The organism is Bordetella parapertussis (assembly GCF_020735925.1).
GTDB lineage: Bacteria > Pseudomonadota > Gammaproteobacteria > Burkholderiales > Burkholderiaceae_B > Bordetella > Bordetella pertussis.
Genome location: NZ_CP085971.1, coordinates 388,861 through 409,191, shown reverse-complemented (window position 1 = coordinate 409,191; position 20,331 = coordinate 388,861). Strand labels below are relative to the sequence as shown.

The 20,331-nt window shown below is 69.8% G+C and carries 15 protein-coding genes and 1 pseudogene; 5 read left to right on the top strand and 11 right to left on the bottom strand.

All coding sequences use genetic code 11. From position 1 onward, the window contains the following. Positions 1-210 (top strand): DUF2783 domain-containing protein, encoded by a 210-nt coding sequence (locus LK409_RS01900; RefSeq protein ID WP_003808487.1) that lies wholly within the window; start codon positions 1-3, stop codon positions 208-210. 9 nt (positions 211-219) lie between these two features. Here the strand turns inward: LK409_RS01900 and LK409_RS01895 are convergent. Both LK409_RS01895 and LK409_RS01890 read right to left on the bottom strand, forming a co-directional pair. Beyond that, positions 220-1,128, bottom strand: a pseudogene (locus LK409_RS01895) (LysR family transcriptional regulator). A gap of 136 nt (positions 1,129-1,264) precedes the next feature. Then, positions 1,265-2,485, bottom strand: a complete 1,221-nt coding sequence (locus tag LK409_RS01890) for an ISL3-like element IS1001 family transposase (protein ID WP_010927279.1) — start codon at positions 2,483-2,485, stop codon at positions 1,265-1,267. A gap of 139 nt (positions 2,486-2,624) precedes the next feature. On the opposite strand from LK409_RS01890, the gene hmgA reads away from it, so the two are divergent. Then, entirely contained in the window at positions 2,625-3,923 is a 1,299-nt protein-coding gene (gene hmgA, locus LK409_RS01885) for a homogentisate 1,2-dioxygenase (protein WP_010925976.1), read from the top strand. A 108-nt stretch (positions 3,924-4,031) separates the two neighbouring features. After that, positions 4,032-5,345: a fumarylacetoacetase gene (gene fahA, locus LK409_RS01880; RefSeq protein WP_003808480.1), complete on the top strand. Its 1,314-nt coding sequence runs from the start codon at positions 4,032-4,034 to the stop codon at positions 5,343-5,345. A 188-nt stretch (positions 5,346-5,533) separates the two neighbouring features. Here fahA and LK409_RS01875 read toward each other — a convergent pair whose 3' ends face one another. The 5 genes from LK409_RS01875 to LK409_RS01855 all read right to left on the bottom strand — a co-directional run bounded on the left by LK409_RS01875 (position 5,534) and on the right by LK409_RS01855 (position 11,737). Next, positions 5,534-7,495, bottom strand: coding sequence for an LTA synthase family protein (locus LK409_RS01875; RefSeq protein ID WP_010927691.1), 1,962 nt, complete (start codon positions 7,493-7,495; stop codon positions 5,534-5,536). A gap of 79 nt (positions 7,496-7,574) precedes the next feature. Further along, a complete protein-coding gene (locus LK409_RS01870) occupies positions 7,575-8,897 on the bottom strand; it encodes a sensor histidine kinase (protein WP_003808475.1) in 1,323 nt (440 codons plus the stop codon). Next, the gene (locus LK409_RS01865; protein ID WP_003808473.1) at positions 8,894-9,604 is read right to left on the bottom strand and encodes a response regulator transcription factor; all 711 of its coding nucleotides are present in this window, start codon (positions 9,602-9,604) and stop codon (positions 8,894-8,896) included. The genes LK409_RS01870 and LK409_RS01865 overlap by 4 nt, the downstream gene beginning before the upstream one ends. Before the next feature lie 14 nt (positions 9,605-9,618). Further along, positions 9,619-11,034, bottom strand: a complete 1,416-nt coding sequence (locus tag LK409_RS01860) for an FAD-binding oxidoreductase (RefSeq protein ID WP_003808467.1) — start codon at positions 11,032-11,034, stop codon at positions 9,619-9,621. 91 nt (positions 11,035-11,125) lie between these two features. Further along, on the bottom strand, positions 11,126-11,737 hold the full coding sequence (locus tag LK409_RS01855; protein ID WP_003808465.1) for a BPTD_3102 family carboxylase-like protein: 612 nt from the start codon (positions 11,735-11,737) through the stop codon (positions 11,126-11,128). 278 nt (positions 11,738-12,015) lie between these two features. On the opposite strand from LK409_RS01855, the gene LK409_RS01850 reads away from it, so the two are divergent. Continuing rightward, entirely contained in the window at positions 12,016-13,398 is a 1,383-nt protein-coding gene (locus LK409_RS01850) for a phosphomannomutase/phosphoglucomutase (protein ID WP_010927689.1), read from the top strand. A gap of 6 nt (positions 13,399-13,404) precedes the next feature. Then, complete coding sequence (gene pgi, locus LK409_RS01845; RefSeq protein ID WP_003808462.1) at positions 13,405-14,970, top strand: glucose-6-phosphate isomerase; 1,566 nt, start codon at positions 13,405-13,407, stop codon at positions 14,968-14,970. A 7-nt stretch (positions 14,971-14,977) separates the two neighbouring features. Here the strand turns inward: pgi and LK409_RS01840 are convergent, their stop codons facing one another. Genes LK409_RS01840 through asnB form a run of 4 tightly spaced genes read right to left on the bottom strand, consistent with a single transcriptional unit; the run spans position 14,978 to position 20,311 of the window. Beyond that, on the bottom strand, positions 14,978-16,108 hold the full coding sequence (locus LK409_RS01840; protein ID WP_010927688.1) for a glycosyltransferase family 4 protein: 1,131 nt from the start codon (positions 16,106-16,108) through the stop codon (positions 14,978-14,980). Continuing rightward, entirely contained in the window at positions 16,105-17,259 is a 1,155-nt protein-coding gene (locus LK409_RS01835) for a glycosyltransferase (RefSeq protein ID WP_003808458.1), read from the bottom strand. The genes LK409_RS01840 and LK409_RS01835 overlap by 4 nt, the downstream gene beginning before the upstream one ends. Next, positions 17,256-18,389, bottom strand: coding sequence for a glycosyltransferase family 4 protein (locus tag LK409_RS01830; RefSeq protein ID WP_010927687.1), 1,134 nt, complete (start codon positions 18,387-18,389; stop codon positions 17,256-17,258). Before LK409_RS01830 ends, LK409_RS01835 begins: the two co-directional genes overlap by 4 nt. After that, positions 18,386-20,311, bottom strand: a complete 1,926-nt coding sequence (asnB, locus tag LK409_RS01825; RefSeq protein WP_003808454.1) for an asparagine synthase (glutamine-hydrolyzing) — start codon at positions 20,309-20,311, stop codon at positions 18,386-18,388. The genes LK409_RS01830 and asnB overlap by 4 nt, the downstream gene beginning before the upstream one ends. Positions 20,312-20,331: the final 20 nt, after the last annotated feature.

The window sequence follows — 20,331 nt, the reverse complement described above, 5'->3', positions numbered from 1 at the left end:
ATGCCCCTGATCACCACGCCCAACCTGGCGGGCCCCGACAATTTCTACGAAGCGCTGATAGACACGCACCGCGACCTCAGCGACGAACAGAGCCGCGAGCTGAACGCCGCGCTGATCCTGCTGCTGGCCAACCATATCGGCGACATGGCGGTGCTGCGCGCAGCCCTGGAGCACGCGCGCCAGTCCGTCGTCGCCCCGCCGGCGCCCTGAGCCGGCCGTTCAGGGCGCGTCGGCGAACGCCTGCACGATCAGCGCACGCAGCCACTGGCTGCCGCTGTCGCGCTGGAAGCGCCGATGCCAGTACAGGTTGGTCTGCAGCGTGGGCATGCGCAGGGGCGGCGTCAGCAAGCCCAGGCCGAAATGCGGGGCGGCGCTGGCCGCCAGTTTCTGCGGCACCGTGGCCAGCAGATCGGTGGTGCTGACGATGTACGGCACCGCCGCGAAATGCGGCACGCTGAAGTGCTCGCCCAGCGTCACGCCGGCGCGCTCCAGCGACTGGTTCACCTGCCCGTAAGGGGTGGCGTGCGACACCACCAGATGATGCGCGGCCCGGAACGCCTTCAGGCTCATGCCCTCGTGCGCGCTGGGATGCCCCTGGCGATACAGCGTGGCGTAGCCCTGGCGAAACAGCATGCGCTGCATGACGGCGCCGCCCAGGTCGGCGAACGCGCCGATCGCCAGGTCGACCCGGCCGGCGTCCATCTCGCGCTGCAGGTCGGCGCCCTGCAGACGCAGCGAATCGATGCGCACGCCCGGCGCATGGCGCGCGCACTGGTCCATCAGGCGCGGCATGAAATGAATTTCCCCGACATCCGACATGGCGATGCGAAAGCGCCGTGTGCTGGCCTGCGGCTCGAAGTCCTGGGTGGCGTCCAGCGCATGCGACAGCAGCGCCAGCGCCTCGCCCACCGGCCCGCCCAGGCGCTCGGCATGCGGCGTGGGCTGCATGCCCTGCGCCGTGCGCACGAACAGATCGTCGCCGCAGGCCGCGCGCAGGCGCCGCAGCGCATTGCTGACCGCCGGCTGCGACAGGTCGAGCTAGCGCGCCACGGCGGAGATGCTGCGCTCCTGCAGCAGGCGCTGGAAGATCACCAGCAGGTTGAGATCGATGTTGCGCAGTTCCGCCATGGAGCACCATTATTCACGAAAGTTATAGCCACTATTTTTGCATTCCCGTAGCCATAGCGGGCAATTTTGCGCAGAATGGCTCGAACGCGCTTTTTCCACGGCCGCTTCCCGCGCGCCGCCCCCACGAAAAAAAGGTTCATCGCGCATTGCCGGGGAAGGCGGCACGGATTTTGAGGAAGAAGTATTCCTGGTCGCGGTAGCCGTAAGCGCGCCGCTTGATGACCTTGATAGTGTTGTTGATGCCCTCGACAATGCTGGTGTTCAGGGGATGTCGGCATCTGGCCAGGATGCCGTGCAGATAGCCTTTCAAGCGCTGAGCGAAGGTGTTCAAGGCGGCTATTCCGCTTTGCTCGGCCTGCTCGTACCAGTGGTTCCAGGCTTGTCTTGCCCAGGCAGGTCTTTGGTAGAACCAGAGCCGTTTGAGTTCGTCACGCAGGACATAGACCGTCAGCAGCGGCTGGTTGGCTTGCAGCAATTCGTCGAGCCGGACGGCCTGCTGCCGATCCAGGTTGTCACGGTTGCGCAGCAGCAGCCAGCGACTCGATTTGATGATCCTGCGTGCGGGACGATCCTGGCGTAGTTGATTGGCCTGATCCACGCGCACCCGATCAATGACCTCTCGTCCATACTTGGCCACGACATGGAACAAGTCATAGACGATCTCCGCCTGTGGGCTGTGGGCCTGGATCTCCAACTCGTAGGCGGTGGTCATGTCGATGGCAACGGCCTTGATGCGTTGGGCGGCCCCAGGCGGCAATTGTTCGAAGAACGCCCGGGCCGTCTCGCGTGAGCGTCCTGGGCCAATCCACAGCACCTGCCTGCCGATCGGATCGACCACCACTGTCGCGTAGCGATGCCCTTTGTGCAGGGCAAACTCGTCCATCGCCAAATACTCGATCTTGGACCAATCCGGTTCGCGCACCGACGCACGCAGCCGAGCCTTGTCCAGCGTCTTGACGGTATGCCAACCCAGCTCGAAGAACCTCGCCACCGCCTGCACGTTGCTCGATTGCAGCAATTGGCTGCAGGCCTGCGCCAGCCGATCCGTCACCCGTTGATATCGCCCCAGCCAGGCAAGCCGCTCCAGGCGCGGGCCGCCGCATTGCTCACACCACAAGCGTCGGCGCGGCACGTGCAGAACGACCCGATACTCGAATAACGGCAGATCTCGCACCCGTCGAACCGTGGTCTCATGCACCTGGCGACACCGCGCGCCGCACTGCTCGCACAGCATCACCTTGGCCGTTGGCTTCAAATAGATCGACAGCGTGCGCCCTGGGTCTTCGGGCCATTCCACGCGTTCGACGCCATAGCCCTGCCAGCCTCCCAGCGACTCCAGCAACTTGCGATCCAGCATCTCCCTGCACTCCTGATGGCAAATACCTGCCGTCAAGAATACGAAAACTTGCCAAACCCCTCCACGCTATTGCGCGATGAACCGAAAAAAGCCCGGACGGCCACCGCGCCGAACCAGGCCGCACCGCCAGGAGGCATCCATGTCCTTGCAATATCAGACCGGCTTCGGCAACGCCTGCGCCACCGAAGCCCTGCCCGGCGCCCTGCCCGCCGGCCGCAATTCGCCGCAGATCTGTCCCTACGGCCTGTACGCCGAGCAACTGTCCGGCACGGCCTTCACCGCCCCGCGCGCCGAGAATCGCCGCTCCTGGCTGTACCGCATCCGTCCGGGCGTGCAGCACCTGCCGTTCGCGCCGTTCGCCGGCGCGCAGCGCTGGCTGAGCGACTTCGGCCGCCAGCCGGTCACGCCCAACCAGTTGCGCTGGAGCCCGCTGCCGATGCCGGACGCGCCCACCGATTTCATCGACGGCATGCATACCTGGGGCGGCAACGGCGGCCCCGAGGAGCAAAGCGGCGTGGGCATCCACCTGTACGCAGCCAACCGCTCGATGCAGGGGCGCTTCTTCTACAACGCCGACGGCGAAATGCTGATCGTGCCGCAGCAGGGCCGCCTGCGCCTGGCCACCGAACTGGGCCTGATCGACATCGAACCCTATGAAATCGCCGTCGTCCCGCGCGGCGTGCGCCTGCGCGTCGAACTGCTCGACGACGTGGCGCGCGGCTACATGCTGGAGAACTTCGGCACGGCCATGCGCCTGCCGGAACTGGGCCCCATCGGCTCGAACTGCCTGGCCAACGCGCGCGACTTCCAGATCCCGGTGGCCTGGTACGAAGACGTCGAGGGCGATTTCGAGCTCATCGCCAAGTTCACCGGCGGCTTCTGGCGCGCGCCGATCGCCCATTCGCCGCTGAACGTGGTGGCCTGGCACGGCACGCACGCGCCCTACAAGTACGACCTGCGCAACTTCAACACGGTCGGCTCGATCAGCTACGACCACCCCGATCCGTCGATCTTCACCGTGCTGACTTCGCCCTCGGACACCCCGGGCACCGCGAACATGGATTTCGCCATCTTCCCGCCGCGCATCCTGGCGATGGAGAACACGTTCCGTCCGCCCTGGTTCCACCGCAATATCGCCAGCGAATTCATGGGCCTGATCCACGGCGTCTACGACGCCAAGGCCGAAGGCTTCGCGCCGGGCGGCGCCAGCCTGCACAACTGCATGAGCGGCCATGGCCCGGACGCCGACACCTTCGAGAAAGCCAGCCATGCCGATACCAGCCAGGCCCACTACATTCGCGATACCATGGCCTTCATGTTCGAGACGCGCCGCGTGATCCGCCCCACGGCGCAGGCCCTGGCTTCGCCCCAGCGCCAGGATGACTACTATCAGTGCTGGCAGGGGTTGCAGAAGCACTTCGACCCCGAACAGGCCTGAGCCCGCGACGCCCCGGCGCCGGCATGCAGCGGCGATGAGCGCGATGTTCATCGCCGTTGGGCATTGCGGCCCGGCCATTTTCCGATTCAAAAGCAGAGACAAGCAGCCATGAGCAAGCTCAACGAAACCCACGATCCAGCCCTGCAAAGCTGGGTTGCCAGCGCCAACGCCGCCGACACCTCGTTCCCGATCCAGAACCTGCCGTTCGCCGCGTTCCGCCGCAAGGGTACGCAGGACCCGTTCCGCCCCGGCGTGGCGATCGGCGACGCCATTGTCGACCTGGCGGCGCTGGCCGCCCAGGCGCCGTTCGACGGCACCGCCGCGGCCGCGCTGGCCGCCTGCCAGGGCGAACGGCTCAACGCGCTGATGGCGCTCGACCAGGCGCACTGGAGCGCGCTGCGCCTGGCGCTGTCGCGCGCGCTGCGCACGGGCTCGGCCCTGCAGGGGCGCATCGAGCCGCTGCTGGTGGCGCAGGCCGAGGCCGAATACACCACGCCGGCGCACATCGGCGACTACACTGATTTCTATATCTCGGTGCACCACGCCACCGCCGTGGGCAAGCAGTTCCGCCCCGACAACCCCCTGCTGCCCAACTACAAGTGGGTGCCCATCGGCTATCACGGCCGCGCCTCCAGCATCGGCGTGGACCAGCGCTTTGCGCGCCCGGTCGGCCAGACCCGTCCGGCGGCCGAAGGCGAGGCGCCGCAGTTCGGCCCGTGCCAGCGGCTGGACTACGAACTGGAGCTGGGCATCTTCGTGGGCCGCGGCAACGCGCAAGGCGAGCGCATCGCGCTGGGCGAAGCCGAATCGCACGTGTTCGGCCTGTGCATCCTGAACGACTGGTCCGCGCGCGACATCCAGGCCTGGGAATACCAGCCGCTGGGCCCCTTCCTGGCCAAGAACTTCGCCTCCACGATTTCGCCCTGGATCGTCACGCTGGAAGCGCTGGAGCCCTTCCGCGCCGCGTGGACGCGCGACGCCGCCGACCCGCAGCCGCTGCCGTACCTGGAATCGGCCGAGAATCGCGCGCACGGCGCGTTCGACGTGCAGATGGAAGTGCTGATCTCGACCGAGCAGTCGCGCGCCAAGCATGCGCAGCCGGCGCTGCTGTCGCGCAGCAACTTCCGCGACGCCTACTGGAACATCGCGCAGCTGGTGGCCCACCACACGGTCAACGGCTGCAACCTGCAACCCGGCGACATGATGGGCACCGGCACGCTGTCCGGCCCGCAAGCCTCCGAGGCGGGCTCGCTGCTGGAGCTGACCAACGGCGGCAAGCAGCCGCTCGACCTGCCCTGGGGCGAACAGCGCACCTTCCTGCAGGACGGCGACCAGATCATCATGCGCGCCGAATGCAGCAAGCCCGGCTATCCCCGCATCGGCTTCGGCGACTGCGTGGGAACCGTGCTGGCCGCCAAGTAATCCCCTCCGGTGCCTGGCTCCCCCGGCACCATCTCCCGCAGGCCCACAACGCCCCACGGGTGCCAGGCTCCGGCTAACTTCCTCCGGTGCCTGGCTCCCCCGGCACCATCTCCCGCGGGCCCACAACGCCCCGCGGGTGACGAAGGTGCCTGTCCCAACCGGGACAGGCACCTTTTTTCCTTGCGGGCCTACTTCGGCAGCTTGTAGCGCTCTTCGCGGTACGCCCAGCTGGGCCACAGGGCGAAGGCCAGCGCCTCGTCGCGCAACGCCGGGTCGATGTCGATGGGGATGTACTTCTCGTCGCGCATGGACGCCGCCGCCGTATAGCGGTACTCGCGCGGATCCTTGCCCGGCTCGATGACCAGCAGCGAATCGCCCTTCAGGTAGCCGAAGTTGTCGCCGTACTGCATGATGGCCCGGTTGGGGTCGCGCTGGGTCAGGTCCGCGCCCAGCATGGGGTTGACGTTGTCCAGGCCGATCAGCGACAGCAGGGTCGGCCCCATGTCGATCTGGCTCACGATGCGATCGTCGCTGCGCGGCGGGACCGTGCCGCCGAGGATCAGCGCCGGGATCTGGAAATGCCGCACCGGCACCAGGTTGGCGCCATACACGCGCGAATCGTGGTCGGCGATCACCAGGAACACGGTGTTGTCCCAGTACGGCGCCTTCCTGGCCTTGTCGAAGAACTGGCCCATGGCCCAGTCGGCGTAGCGCACGGTGTTGTCCACCGAGGCCGGGTCGCCCACCGGCTCGATGCGCCCCGCCGGATATTCCCACGGCGAATGGTTGCTGACCGAGAAGGCCAGCGTGAAGGTGGACTTGCCGTCGTCGGCGCGCAGCAGGCGATCGAGCTGGTTGAACATGTCCTCGTCGGACGCGCCCCACGACCCCACGAACACCGGATCGACGAACGACTGGCGGTCGATCACCTCGTTGAAGCCGTTGCCCAGGAAGAAGCCGCGCATGTTGTCGAAGTGCGCTTCGCCGCCGTAGATGAAGCGCGAATGGAAGCCGTGGCGGCCCAGCAGGTCGGCCAGGGTGAAGAAGCCGGTCTGCGAGCGCGGCAGCTTCAGCACCGCCTCGGCCACGGTGGGCAGGAAGCCCGCGGTGACCGCCTCCAGGCCGCGCACCGAGCGCGTGCCGGTGGCATAGGCGCGGTTGAACATCCAGCCGTCCTTGGCCAGGCGATCCAGCTGGGGCGTGAGGTCGCGCCCGCCCAGGCTGCCCACGTACTGCGCGCCCAGGCTCTCCTGCAGAATGATCACCAGGTTGAGCGGCTTGTCGCGACGCACGGTGGCCGTCTGCTTGTGCAGGCTGGGGTAGCGGGCGTCCAGCGGCGGATCTTCCAGCCCGGCCGCCGCCCGCACGATGCGGTTCATCTCCTCGGTTTTCATGGGCGGATACAAGGCGGCCGACGAGCGCTCGTCCTGCAGGCGATAGGCCGCGTCCAGCACGTTGCCCAGCGAATTGAGCGGCAGCGTGTTGACCATGGCGTCGCTGCTGAAGGCCACCATGGAGGCATTGATGGGCCGGTGCTGCAGGGTGCCGCGCGCGGCCAGCACCACCACGGCCAGCACCGCCAGGGTGACGAAGGGGCGCTTCCACCACTTCATGAAGCCGTCCTGGCGGCCGGTGGGAAACAGCCGCACGGCCAGCCAGGCGGCCAGCACCAGCACCACGAAGGATGCCAGCAGCACGCCCTTGTAGCCTTCCCACAGCATGGAGGCGACTTCGCGCGGATGCACCAGGTACTCGAAATACAGGCGGTTGGGCCGGGTGTCGTATTCGGCGATGAACTGCGGCGTGGATACTTCCAGCAACACAAACAGCATCCACCAGACGCGATACCACCATGCCGTGGCGCTGGCGGCCCAGGCGCGGTGCCCGAAACACGGCGCCAGCACGGCCGGCAAGGCCAGGACCAGGGCCAGCAGGCGCAGGTCCATGCGCAGGCCGCCGAGCATGATGGGGCCCAGGCCGCCGGCGGCCTGGACGCGGTCCCATTGCCAGGCAGACAGGCCCAGCCGGCTGAGTGTCAGCAGGACCAGGATGGCGATCGCGAAACGTATGGTCAGCCTGCGCACGGGATTCCTCGTCGGCGGCGGGAGGGCCAGGGCCTCGTCCGCTTCGTTGCAAAAAAAGACGCGCAAGTATACCTGTTGGGCGTCAAATCGATGTCAAATTTTGTGTAGCCAAAATCGTCCACCAGATGGACGAATGCAATCCGGATCAGGTAAAGCGCAGCACGAACCGCGTGCCGCGCGCCGGGCCGTCGCGCTCGGAATCGACCGAAAGCTGCCAGCCCTGCATGTCGCACACGCGCTTGGCGATGGCCAGCCCCAGGCCGCGCGGCAATTCGTTCGAGCCGTTGTCGGCGCTATCGCGCAACCGCCCGCTGTAGAAGCGCTGGAACACGAACGGCAGCTCTTCGGCGGCGATGCCGCGGCCATCGTCGCGCAGTTCGAGGGCGCCATCGGGGCGCAGCGCCGCCGTGAGCGTGGCCGGAGCCGCGTGTTCGATGGCATTGCGCACCAGGTTGCGCAGCACGGTCAGCATGGCGTAGCGGTCCAGCACGTGCGCGCTGCCGGCCGGAATGCGGTTGGCGAACGCCAGGCCGGCCGCTTCGGCGTTGACCTCCAGCCCGCGCCAGGCGTCGTCCATGCAGGCGGCCAGATCGACGCGCTCGGGCGCGCGCGGCTCGTCGCGCGCCATAGCCCGGGCGCTCTCCAGCGCCGTCGACACGTTGTCCACGTTGGCCACGATGCGCACCAGCCGGGTGCGCAGGCCCTCGTCCAGCCCGGCGGCCAGCAGCATCATCTCGCTGTCGGAGCGGATCGCCGCCAGCGGCGTGCGCACCTCGTGGCTGACGTTGACCGAAAACTCGCGCTCGCGCGCAATCGAACGGTCGACCTGGTTCTGGACCCGGTTGAACGCCTCGATCAGGCGGCCCGCCTCGTCGTCGCGGGTGACGGCCAGGTCGGGCGCGCCCGGCGCCCAGTTGGCCAGGCGGCGGGTCAGCTCGACCAGCGGGCCGACCGCCACGCCGGCCACCCGCCGCGAGATGCCATAGGCGGCCACGATGCAGATGGCGCCCACGCCCAGCACGAACAGGCCGAAATCATGGACCCGGGCCTCGTTGTCGGTGGCGTCATAGAGCACGTAGATACGCGCGTCCTCCACATCGGCCACCATGACGTGCCAGGTTTCGGCGCCGGGCTCGAGCAGATGCATGCCGACGCCCAGGCCGTGCAGCGGCTGCGGCAAGTCGGACTGCGCGGCGCCCGCGCGCACCAGCCAGGCGCGCATCGCGCCGCCCAGTTCGCGCGCCCCGCGGTCGGGCAGGAAGTGGTCGTCGGCGGCCACGTGCTGGATCAGGCGGTCGGTCTCGGTGGACAGGATGTCGTTGACGAGATCGTCTTCCATCTTGTCGAACGTCAGGTACGACAGCAGCACCAGGGCGGTGACGAACAGCGCCACGCTGCCGGTCAATGCCCACACGACGCGCTGCGTCAGCGATCCCGATCCATTGCCGGAAACAGGCCGTGCACTCATGCGCCACCCGCCGGCAGCGCCAGCCGCCAGCCCGTTCCGTGCACGGTTTCGATGCCGTCGAACCCGGCATCGGCCAGCGCGCGGCGCAGCAGATGCACCTGGCTGCGCAAGGCGTCCGAGGACGGCGGGTCGTCGCCCCATAGGGCGTTTTCGAGTTGCTCGCGCGAGACCACCCGGCCGGGATCGCGCAGCAGCACCTCGACGATCATGCCGCACTTGCGGGTGAGGTGCACCGGTTTGCCGTGCACCGCGACCTCGCGCGTGGCGCTGTCGAACTGCAGGGGGCCGAAGCTGCGCAGGCTATCGACCACAGCGCCGCGCGAGCGCTGGATCAGGGCCAGCAGGCGCGCCTCGACCTCGGCCAGCGCGAACGGCTTGGTCAGGTAATCGTCGGCGCCATGCGCGAAGCCGGCCAGCTTGTCGTCCAGGCCGTCGCGGGCGGTGAGCATCAGCACCGGCAAGGCGGCGCGCCGCTCGACGCGCAGCGCGTGCAGCACGGCATGGCCATCCATGCCGGGCAGCCCGACGTCCAGCACCATGGCGTCGAAAGCGTGTTCGTCCAGCAGGGCCAGCGCCGAACGGCCATCGTAGGCGGCGTCCGGCACGAAGCCGCGCACCTGCAGGTAGTCGTACAGGTTGGCCGCGATGGTGAGATCGTCCTCGACGATCAGGACGCGGAAATGCCGGTTGGCGGGCGCGGCGGTCATGGCGGCGGGGCGCGTCAGGCCTGCAGGACCTTGCCGGGATTGAGCAGGCCGCGCGGATCGAGCGCCGCCTTGAGCCGCTTCATCAGGGCCAGCTCGACGGCGCTCTTGTAGCGCGGCAATTCATCGCGCTTGAGCTGCCCCACGCCATGCTCGGCGCTGATCGAGCCCGCGAACGCCTGCACGCTGCCGTGCACCGCGTCGTACACCTGCGACTGCAGCCCCAGCAGGTCGGCTTCGGTCTGGCCCGGCCCGCGCGCCACGTTGTAATGCAGGTTGCCATCGCCCAGGTGGCCGAAGATCACATTGCGCACCCCGGGGAAACGCCCCTGCAGCAGGCCGTTGGTCTGGTGCACGAAGGCGGCGATGGCGGAGATGGGAATGGACACATCGTGCTTGATCGACTTGCCCAGCTCGGCCTCGGCCAAGGGAATGCTCTCGCGCAGGTGCCAGAGCGCCTGGCTTTGCGCCAGGTTCTCGGCGATGGCCGCGTCGGCGACCAGCCCGTCCTCGATGGCCGCGCCCACCACCGCCTCGAAGCGCGCGCGGGCATGCGCCTCGCTTTCGCTGTCGGACAGCTCCAGCAAGGCAAACCAGGGCGAGTCCGCGCTGGCGCCGTCGAACGGCAGGCGCTGTTGCGGAAACAGCCGGGTGACGGCCTGCAGGCAATCGGCCGCCATCAGTTCGAAACCGGTAAGCGAGGCGCCAAAGCCGCCGCGCGCGCGCGACAGCACCTCGACCGCCGCATCGATGCTGTCCAGCGCCAGCAAGGCGGTGCAGGTTGCCACCGGCAAGGGAAACAGCTTGAGCGTGGCGGCGGTGATGATGCCCAGCGTACCTTCGCTGCCCACGTACAGGTCGCGCAAATCGTAGCCGGTGTTGTCCTTGCGCAGGCCGCGCAGGCCGTTCCAGATCTCGCCTTCGGCGGTCACCACTTCCAGGCCCAGCGTCAGTTCGCGCGCATTGCCGTAGCGCAGCACCTGCGTGCCGCCCGCGTTGGTGGCCAGGTTGCCGCCGATGGTGCAGCTGCCCTCGGCGGCCAGGCTGAGCGGAAACAACCGGCCGGCCTGCTCGGCCGCCTGCTGCACGGCCTGCAGCACGCAGCCTGCTTCCACCGTGATCGTGTCGTTGTCGGTATCGATGGCGCGCACGCGGTTCAGCCGCGTGGTGGACAGCACCACGGCGCTGCCGCTGTCGTCCGGCGTGGCCCCGCCGCACAGGCCGGTGTTGCCGCCCTGCGGCACCAGCGGGGCGCCATGCGCCTGGCACAACCGGACCACCGCCGCGACTTCCTCGGCGCTGCCCGGCCGCGCCACGGCCAGCGCGCGGCCGCGATAGCGCCGGCGCCAGTCCAGCAGGAACGGCTCGGCGTCGTCGCCGGTCAGCACATGGGACGGGCCCAGCAGGGCCCGCAATTCGCTTGGCAAGGTCATGGTTCGGCGCGCTCGCTGCGGCGGGCCCCGCCGGGCCCGCGATACGGAATCGGCTTATTGTAGTGGCACGCGGCCAGGGCCGGCTCGCCCCTCAGCTGGCTATGCGGTCCAGTTGCGAGCCGGTCAGGCCCGAGCAGAAGGCGGGCGATGCGATGCGGTCCATCAGGAAGGCGCGGTCGGCCTGGGCCAGGCCGGGCAGCTTGGCCAGCGCCTGGTAGGCGCGCCGCAACGCCTCGCCCCGGGTCGCGCCGTAGGTAAGCAGGTGCGCGCCGCGCCGCCCGCTGTCGGCGCAGGCGCTGATGCGCACTTCGAGCGCGTGGCCGCCGGAAGCGGCATCGGCCGCCGGCCCGCCTTGCTGCAGGCCGCACAGGCGCGCCTCGATCATGCGGAACATGCCCGTGCCCACGTCCAGCGAGAACACGACCGTGCCGATGCCGCGCCAGCCGCGATCGCGGGCGATGCGCACCGCCACGCCGCGCAGGGTTGCCTCCAGGCGGGCGGACAGGCGCGGCGCCGGGCATTCGGCGATCAGCACCCGCGCGGCGCGCCAGACACAGCGCTCCCAGGCACGGCCGGCCTCGACGCTGCCGTCGATGCCCGCGTGCACGGGGATATCCAGCCGGCGTTCGCCGCCGGCAGTCAGGTCGACCCGGCCCGGCGCCATGCGCCGGCGTGTCGAGACGAACGAAATATCGGCGCTCATCGGCCACCTCCCGTTCAAGTTCGTCAATAACGATAAGCGTATCACCTTCTGGCTTATGCAATTTTCGTGCCGTGCTTATTCCTACGCCGCGCCGGCCATGCGCGCCCTCGCCGGGGGCCTGGCCGGCACCGCGCCGAGGCCGGACGCACCGAAATCGGGCGCGGCGCGGGGGACGGGGCCGAAATCGGGGATAATTCCGGTCATGGCCGGCCGGCGGCCGGCGGACACAACCCGCGGCGGACTTGCGCCCGCCGCTTCAGCATTGGACAAGGATTTCCGTGGCGCACCCCTTTCCCGCATCGGTCTACAAGGCGTACGACATCCGTGGCTCGGTTCCCGACCAGCTCGACCCGGTATTCGCCCGGGCGCTGGGCCGTGCCCTGGCCGCCAGCGCCCGCGCGCAGGGCATCGGCGCCCTGGTGGTCGGCCGCGACGGCCGCCTGAGCAGCCCCGACCTGGCCGGCGCGCTGCAGGAAGGCATCATGGAAGGCGGTGTGGATACCCTGGATATCGGCCAGGTGCCCACGCCGCTGGTCTATTTCGCGGCGCACACCCAGGGCACGGGCTCGGGCGTGGCGGTCACCGGCAGCCACAACCCGCCGCAGTACAACGGCTTCAAGATGATGATGGGCGGCCAGGCCCTGTACGGCCCGGCCGTGCAGGCGCTGCGCCCGGCCATGCTGGCGCCGGCTGCGGCGCCGGGCACCTGGGGCGAACGCCGCCAGCTCGATGTCGTCCCCGCCTATATCGAGCGCATCGTGTCGGACGTGAAGCTGGCGCGCCCCATGAAGATCGCCGTCGACTGCGGCAATGGCGTGGCCGGCGCCCTGGCGCCGCAATTGTTCCGCGCGCTGGGCTGCGAAGTGGACGAACTCTATTGCGAGGTCGACGGCACGTTTCCCAACCACCATCCCGACCCAGCCGAACCGCGCAACCTGCAGGACCTGATCGCCCATGTCACCAGCACCGACTGCGAGCTGGGCCTGGCCTTCGACGGCGACGGCGACCGCCTGGGCGTGGTGACCAAGTCCGGCCAGATCATCTGGCCCGACCGCCAGCTGATCCTGTTCGCCCGCGACGTGCTGGCCCGCTGCCCCGGCGCGACCATCATCTATGACGTCAAGTGCAGCCGGCACGTGGGCGTGGCCATCGAGCAAAGCGGCGGCGTGCCGCTGATGTGGCAGACCGGCCATTCGCTGGTGAAGGCCAAGCTGGCCGAGACCGGCGCGCCGCTGGCCGGCGAGATGAGCGGCCATATCTTCTTCAAGGAGCGCTGGTACGGCTTCGACGACGGCCTGTACACCGGCGCCCGCCTGCTGGAAATCGTCTCCCGCGAAACCGATGCGTCGCGCCCGCTGGAGGCCCTGCCGCAGGCGCTGTCGACCCCCGAGCTCAAGCTGGAAATGGCCGAGGGCGAGCCGCATGCGCTGATCGTCGCCCTGCAGCAGCAGGGCGAGTTCGCCAGCGCCAGCCGGCTGGTTACGATAGACGGCGTGCGCGCGGAATACCCGGACGGCTTCGGGCTGGCGCGCGCCTCCAATACCACCCCCGTCGTCGTGCTGCGCTTCGAGGCGGAGACCCAGCCGGGCCTGGCCCGCATCCAGCAGGAATTCCGCCAGCAGCTGCTGCGGCTGGCTCCGCAAGCCAAACTGCCCTTCTGACCACCCATGCCTACACCGCTGCCCTCCAGTTCCGCCTGGCTCGCGTTCGCCGACGCGGCGCGCCACTCGTCGCGCCGCGGCGCCCGGTTGCGCGTCATCGAAGCGGCGGGGCTGCGGGTGGACCTGACCGCCCAGGCGCACTCCGACGACCTCGACAGCGCCGCCGAGGACCTGCTGGCGCAGCAGGATTTCGACAACGCCCGCGCCCAGCTGTTCGACGGCGGCCCGGCCAACTGGACCGAACACCGCCCGGCCTGGCACACGGCGCTGCGCGCCGCCCGGCCGCCCACGCCGGTGGCCGGCGCCATCCTGGGCGAGCGCGACAGGCTGCGCCGCTTCGTGCAGGACGCCGACATGCGCGGCGCCTACCGCCATGTCCTGCACCTGGGCATAGGCGGCAGCGACTGGGGCCCGCGCATGGTCACGCGCGCGCTGCGCCACAACGGCCTCAAGCGCGAAGTGCGCTTCGCCTCCAACGTCGATTCGCATGCGGTCGCCGACGCGCTGCATCATCTCGACCCGCACGATACGCTGATCATCGTGGCGTCCAAGTCGTTCACCACGACCGAGCCGCTCGCCAACGCCGAAGTCGCCATGAACTGGTTGCGCAACGCCGGCGTGGCCGACCCGGTGCGGCAGGTCGTGGCGATCACCGCCAACGTCGACGCGGCGCTGGATTTCGGCATTTCGCCGCAGCACATCTTCCGTTTCTGGGACTGGGTGGGCGGCCGCTATTCGCTGTGGTCCGCCATCGGGTTGCCGGTGGCGCTGGCGCTGGGCTGCGACGCGCTGGACGAACTGCTGGCCGGCGCGGCCGCCATGGACCAGCATTTCCTGCATACGCCGATGCGCCGCAACGCGCCGCTGCAGATGGCGCTGGCGGGCGTGGCCAACCGCAGCGTGCTGGGCTACGGCTCGCTGGCGATCACGCCCTACGATTCGCGCCTGACGCACCTGGTGCCGTGGGCGCAACAGCTGGAGATGGAGTCGCTGGGCAAGGTCGCCGGCCATGACGGCTCGCCGGCCGGCGTTCCCACCGGCCCCGTGGTCTGGGGCATGACGGGCACCGACTGCCAGCACACCTTCTTCCAGTGGCTGCACCAGGACACGGCCGGCGCGCCGGTGGATTTCATCGTCTGCGAGCAGGCCGACCATCCCTACGACCACTTCCACAAGCTGCTGATCGCCAACTGCCTGGCGCAACGCGCGGCGCTGCTGCGCGGCAAGCCGTTCGACGAAGCGCTCAAGGAAGCGCGGCTGGTCGAGTCCGATCCGCAGCAGGCCGAGATCCTGGCGCACCACCGCGTGCATCCGGGCGGACGCCCGTCCACGCTGATCATGCTGCCGCGCCTGTCGGCCCACGCGCTGGGCGCGCTGCTGGCCATGTACGAACACAAGGTGTTCGCGCAGGGCGTGCTGTGGGGGATCAACCCGTTCGACCAGTGGGGCGTGGAATACGGCAAGGCGCTGGCGCGCAATATCATCCGCGAGCTGGAGAACCCGTCGAGCGAGGTGAACCAGCAGGACCCCTCGACCCGCTACTGGATCGACGCGCTGCGCAAGCAGCCCTAGGAACGGTTCAGCGCGCCAGCGCGCGATAAATGGCCAGGTGGCGGCGGCATACATCCTCGATGCCGAACTCGCGCTCGGCCAGCGCGCGGCCGGCCGCGCCCATGCGCTGGCGCAAGGACGCGTCCTCGGCCAGCCGGGCGATCGCGTCGGCCAAGGCCGGCGCGTCGCGCGGCGGCACCAGCAGGCCGGTGACATCGGGGTCGATCGCGTCGCGGCAGCCCGGCACGTCGGTGGTGACCACGGCGCGCCCGCAGGCGGCGGCCTCCAGCAGGGACTTGGGCAGGCCTTCGCGGTAGGACGGCAGCACCGCCATGTGCGCCGCGCCGTACAGGGCCGCGATATCCTTGCGCTCGCCCAGCACCTCGACGCAGCCTTCGTCCTGCCATTGCGCGGCCTGCTCCGGCGTGATGGACGCCGGGTTGCCGGGATCCACGCCGCCGGCCAGCTGCATGCGCACGGACAGCCCGCGCCCGCGCAGCAGGCGCGCGGCCTCGACGAATTCCCGCACGCCCTTGTCGCGCAGCAGGCGCGCGGCCATCAGCGCCGTCACCGGCGCCGCGGGCTCCGGCACGACGCGGTATTGGCCCAGGTCGACGCCCGAACCGCGGATCATGACCACCTGCGCCGCGCGCACGGCGCCCAGGCGCGCCAGCACATCGCGATCGGCGGTGTTCTGGAACACGATGCGGCTGTTGCGATGGCCCAGCGCCAACCGGTAGAGACGGCCGACCGCGGCCCGCAGCAGGCGCGCCTTCAGGCCGCCTGCCACGAACACGAAACCCAGCCCGGAGATGGCCGCCACCATGGCGGGCACGCCCGCCAGCCGGGCGGCGATGCCGCCGTAGAGCACCGGCTTGATGGTCACCAGATGCACCAGGCCGGGCCGCAGGCGCCGGAACAGGCGCACCAGCGCCCACACGCTGCGCAGCTCCTGCAGCGGCTGCTTGCCGCTGCGCGTCATCGGAATGGCATGATGGGCAAAGCCGCGCGCCACGATATCCGGCACGCTGGGGCCGTCCATGGTCGCCACGTGCACCTCGTAGCCGTCGGCGCGCGCGGCCTCGGCCAGCGGCAGCCGGTGCGACAGGAAGAAGGCCGGGTTGTTGACGACGAACAGCAGGCGGCGCGGCGATGTCATGCGCGTTCTCCGGAAATGCGGCGCCACACGGCCTCGTAGGACTCGACCATGCGGCGCAGGTCGAACTCGGCCAGCACGCGCTGGCGGCCGGCGGCGCCGGCCGCGTCGCGCCCACGCGCGGCGATCCCGGCCAGCGCGGCCTCGATCGCCGCCGCCAGCGCGGCCGGCTGCTGGGCCGGCGCCACGCCGCCGGTGTCGCCGACGATGTAGGCGGCGTCACCGACATCGGTGGCCACGCAGGGCGTACCGCAGGCCATCGCCTCGGCCACGACATTGGGAAAGCCTTCGGCGCAACTCGACAGCACATGCAGGTCGAGCGCGTTCATGACCGCCGGCACGTCGTCGCTGGGGCCGGCCAGCAGCACGCGGCCGCGCAGGCCTTCGGCATCGATCAGCGCGGCCAGGCCTGCGTTGCCCGGCGACATGCCGCGGCCGACCAGGGCGCACTGCAGCCCGCGGTCGCGCCCCTCGCGCACCAGCCCCCCCAACGCGGCCAGCAGGTTGGCGTGGTCCTTGAGCGGATCCCAGCGGGCCACGCAGCCGACCAGCGGCGTCTCGGGGGCCACGCCCCACAGCGATCGCATGCGCTCGCGCGCCTGCGCATCGGGCGCGTAGCGCGACAGGTCATAGCCATTGGGGATCACCACCATGCGCGCGCCGTCGTAGCCATGCCGCCGGTGGCGCGTGGCCGCATCCTGCGCCGCGCACACGATGGCCGCCGGCAGGCGCGCCGACAGCCGCGCGCACAGCTTGAGCACCAGCCGCGCGGAACGGCTGCTGCGATCGAGATGTTCGCCGGAATTGCGGATACCCCATGCGACCGCGCGGATCCCGGCCAGCCGCGCGGCCACGCCGCCGATCAGGTCGGCGTGGTACATCCAGGTCTGCACGGCGTCGGGACGTTCGCGCCGCAGCAGCGCGCGCAGGGCCAGCAGGCCGCCCAGCGTGACGCGGCCGCGCGGCATGCCCAGTGCATGCACCGGCACCCCGGCGGCGCGCAGGCGCGTGCCATAGACGCCTTCGTCGGTCAGCGAGATCACGCTATGGCGCACCCGCTGGTCAGGCCAGGTGGCGAGCCGGAACAGGACGGATTCGGCGCCTCCCTGGCCCAGGCCGGTGATCACGTGCATGACGCGCAGGATCCGCGTCATGCGCCGCCCCGCACGCGCTCGAACAGCGCATCCCATTGCGCCAGCACCGCCGGCAGCGCATAGCGCTGGCGCACCGACTGCGCCGCCCGCCGGCCCAGGTCGCGGCGCAGCTCCGGGTCGCGCATGAGGCGGCCCAGCGCATCGCGCAGCGCGTCGCGCAGCGCGTCGCGCTGGCCTGCCGGCACCAGCAGGGCGTCGCGTCCGCCGCGCGTCATTTCGGCCGGGCCGCTGGGGCAGTCGAAGGCGGCGCAGGGCAAGCCCAGCGACATGGCTTCCAGCAGCACGTTGGGAAACCCCTCCACCGCCGAGCTGAGCACGAATGCATCGGCCTTGGCCAGCTCGTCCCAGGGCGCGGCGGTGCGGCCGGGCATATGGATGCGGGTGGCCAGCCCGCGCGCCGCGACCTGCGCCTGCAGGTCGTCGCGGCGCGGGCCCTCGCCCCAGATCCACAAGTCCCAGTCGGGGAATTCGTCGGCCAGGCCGGCGTAGGCGTCGATCAACAGATCGAACCGCTTGTCCGGCACCATGCGCCCCATCGCCATGAGCCGCTTGCGCGCGGCCGGCGCGGCGCCGCTGCCGGCGGCCGGCGTGGCGTCGAACAGCTCGGGCGGCAGCGGATTGGGAATCACGCACAACTGCTTGAGGCCGGGCACCTGGCGCGCGAACGGCTCGACCGTCGCGTCGGCCTGCACCGTGACCATGTCGGCCAGGGGGTACAGGACGCGGCGCAGCACGCGCCATACGCGGCCGATGCTGGTATCGACGACCGGGTTGGTGCGCTCGCACACGATCAGCGGCGTCTTCAGGCCCCGGGTGGCCAGGATGGCCGCCACGTTGACGTTGGTCAGGAAGGACACCACCACGTCGGGCGCGCGCTCTCGCACCACGGCGCGCAGCGCCCGCAGGCGCTGCCATGCCGCCACGGCGCCGCCCGAGCGGGTGCCGGCCCGATCGGCCAGCCACAGCAGTTCGACATCGTCGGACAGCGGATAAAAACAAGTGCCCTTGGACGAGTAGGTGGGCATCAGCGTGATCTGGTCGCCACGCGCGGCCCAGCCATTGGCAAGCGTGGCGGCGACCCGTTCGGCGCCGCCGGCGTGCATGGAACTGACCAGCAACAATATCTTCATCGGCGGCCGGCCTCATCGCCGGCCCCGGCGCGATAGCGGTCCAGCCAGGCCTGCATCATCAGCACGCCCCACAGATGGCTGTCCCAGTTGCGGTGCCCCGACAGGTGTTCGCGCCATTTGCGCAGGATGGGCTCGGGCTCGAACCAGCCTTCCTGGCGCAGGCGCGCCGGGTCCAGCAAGGCCTCGGCCCAGTCGCGCAGCGGCCCGCGCAGCCAGGCGGCCAGCGGCACGGCGAAGCCGCGCTTGGGCCGATCCACCATGGCCTGCGGCACGTGGCGGTACAGCAGCTGGCGCAGCAGCCACTTGCCGGTGCCGCCGCGCACCTTGTATTCGAACGGCAGCTGCCAGGCGAATTCGTAGACGCGATGGTCGATCAGCGGCACGCGCGTCTCCAGGCTGACGGCCATCGCCGCGCGGTCGACCTTGACCAGGATGTCGTCGGGCAGGTAGGTGACCGTGTCCAGCTTCATCATGGCGTCGAAGGTGGAGCCCTCCATCGGCTGCTCGAACGGCGACAGCGGCTCCGTGCCGCCGATCACCACACGGCCCGGATCGGCCCAGTAGGAGACGAACAGGCGATAGAACTCGCCGCGCGTGTCGGCGCCGAGCAGCTCGCCCAGCTTGCCGACCTTGCCGCGCCAGGCGCCGGCCCCCGGCAGCGCGGCCGAGCCGCGCAGCGCCGCGCCCGCCAGATGGCGCAGCGGCCCGGGCATGGCGGCGCATTTGCGCCACCAGTTGTCGACGCGGAAATAGCGCGAATACCCGCCGAACAGCTCGTCGCCGCCATCGCCCGACAAGGCCACCGTCACGTGCTGGCGCGCCATGCGCGTGACCAGCGAGGTCGGGATCTGCGACGAGTCGGCGAAGGGCTCGTCGTACATGTCTGCCAGGGACGGCACCACGGCCAGGCCATCCTCGGCGGTGACGTAGAGCTCGGTATGCTCGGTGCCCAGGTGCGCCGCCACGGCCTTGGCGTGCTCGGCCTCGTTATAGCCCTTTTCGTGAAAGCCGATGGCGAAGGTGCGCACCGGCTGCGCGCTTTGCGCCTGCATCAGGGCCACGACGGTGGAGGAGTCGATGCCGCCGGAAAGAAACGCGCCCAGGCTGACATCCGACAGCATCTGGCCACGCACCGCCTGCGACACCACCTGCTCCAGCGCGTCGATCGCCTGCGCGTCGGACTCGAAGCGGCGCCGGTCGCCCAGGCCCTGGTCGGCCGCGCGGCGCGCCGACCAGTACACCTGGGGTTCGGGCAACTCGCCACGGCGCATCTGCGCCGCGTCGATCTCGACCCAGGCGCCCGGCGGCAGCTTGCGGATGCCGGCGTAGATCGACTGCGGCGCGGGAATGTAGTTGTGGCGCATGAACGAGGCCAGGGCATTGCGATCGAGCTCGCGGCCGAAGCCGGGCACCGGCATGAACGCCTTGAGTTCCGAGCCGAACAGCAGGTTGGCCTGCGAATAGCCGTAGTAAAGCGGTTTCTCGCCCATGCGGTCGCGCATCAACGCCAGCTTGCGCTCGGCGCGGTCCCAGAGCGCGATGGCGAACATGCCCACCGCGGCCTGCAGGGTCTGCTCGAGGCCCCAGCCGGCAAAGCAGGCCAGCACCGTCTCGGTATCGGAGTGGCCGCGCCAGGCCGGCGCCAGCCCGTCCTGCTGCAGGCGCTCGCGCAACTCCATGTGGTTGTAGATCTCGCCATTGAGAACGATGACGTAGCGGCCGCAGGCCGACACCATGGGCTGGTGGCCGGCCTCGGTCAGGTCCAGGATGGCCAGGCGCACATGCGCCAGCGCCAGGTCGGCCTCGGCGTCTTCCCAATAGCCATTGCTGTCGGGGCCGCGGTGGCGGATGCGCCGGCAGCTTTCGGCCAGCACATTGGCCTTGTCCCGCAAGGGACCCCAGATTCCGACAATTCCGCACATGATGTTCAGTTTCCCACGAT

What these genes read in the sequence shown, in the direction of transcription:
- LK409_RS01860 (WP_003808467.1), bottom strand. Translation starts at nt 11,034, where the DNA reads ATGACCTTGCCAAGCGAATTGCGGGCCCTGCTGGGCCCGTCCCATGTG.
- LK409_RS01855 (WP_003808465.1), bottom strand. Translation starts at nt 11,737, where the DNA reads ATGAGCGCCGATATTTCGTTCGTCTCGACACGCCGGCGCATGGCGCCG.
- asnB (WP_003808454.1), bottom strand. Translation starts at nt 20,311, where the DNA reads ATGTGCGGAATTGTCGGAATCTGGGGTCCCTTGCGGGACAAGGCCAAT.
- LK409_RS01830 (WP_010927687.1), bottom strand. Translation starts at nt 18,389, where the DNA reads ATGAAGATATTGTTGCTGGTCAGTTCCATGCACGCCGGCGGCGCCGAA.
- LK409_RS01835 (WP_003808458.1), bottom strand. Translation starts at nt 17,259, where the DNA reads ATGACGCGGATCCTGCGCGTCATGCACGTGATCACCGGCCTGGGCCAG.
- LK409_RS01890 (WP_010927279.1), bottom strand. Translation starts at nt 2,485, where the DNA reads ATGCTGGATCGCAAGTTGCTGGAGTCGCTGGGAGGCTGGCAGGGCTAT.
- pgi (WP_003808462.1), top strand. Translation starts at nt 13,405, where the DNA reads ATGCCTACACCGCTGCCCTCCAGTTCCGCCTGGCTCGCGTTCGCCGAC.
- LK409_RS01900 (WP_003808487.1), top strand. Translation starts at nt 1, where the DNA reads ATGCCCCTGATCACCACGCCCAACCTGGCGGGCCCCGACAATTTCTAC.
- LK409_RS01840 (WP_010927688.1), bottom strand. Translation starts at nt 16,108, where the DNA reads ATGACATCGCCGCGCCGCCTGCTGTTCGTCGTCAACAACCCGGCCTTC.
- LK409_RS01865 (WP_003808473.1), bottom strand. Translation starts at nt 9,604, where the DNA reads ATGACCGCCGCGCCCGCCAACCGGCATTTCCGCGTCCTGATCGTCGAG.
- LK409_RS01870 (WP_003808475.1), bottom strand. Translation starts at nt 8,897, where the DNA reads ATGAGTGCACGGCCTGTTTCCGGCAATGGATCGGGATCGCTGACGCAG.
- hmgA (WP_010925976.1), top strand. Translation starts at nt 2,625, where the DNA reads ATGTCCTTGCAATATCAGACCGGCTTCGGCAACGCCTGCGCCACCGAA.
- fahA (WP_003808480.1), top strand. Translation starts at nt 4,032, where the DNA reads ATGAGCAAGCTCAACGAAACCCACGATCCAGCCCTGCAAAGCTGGGTT.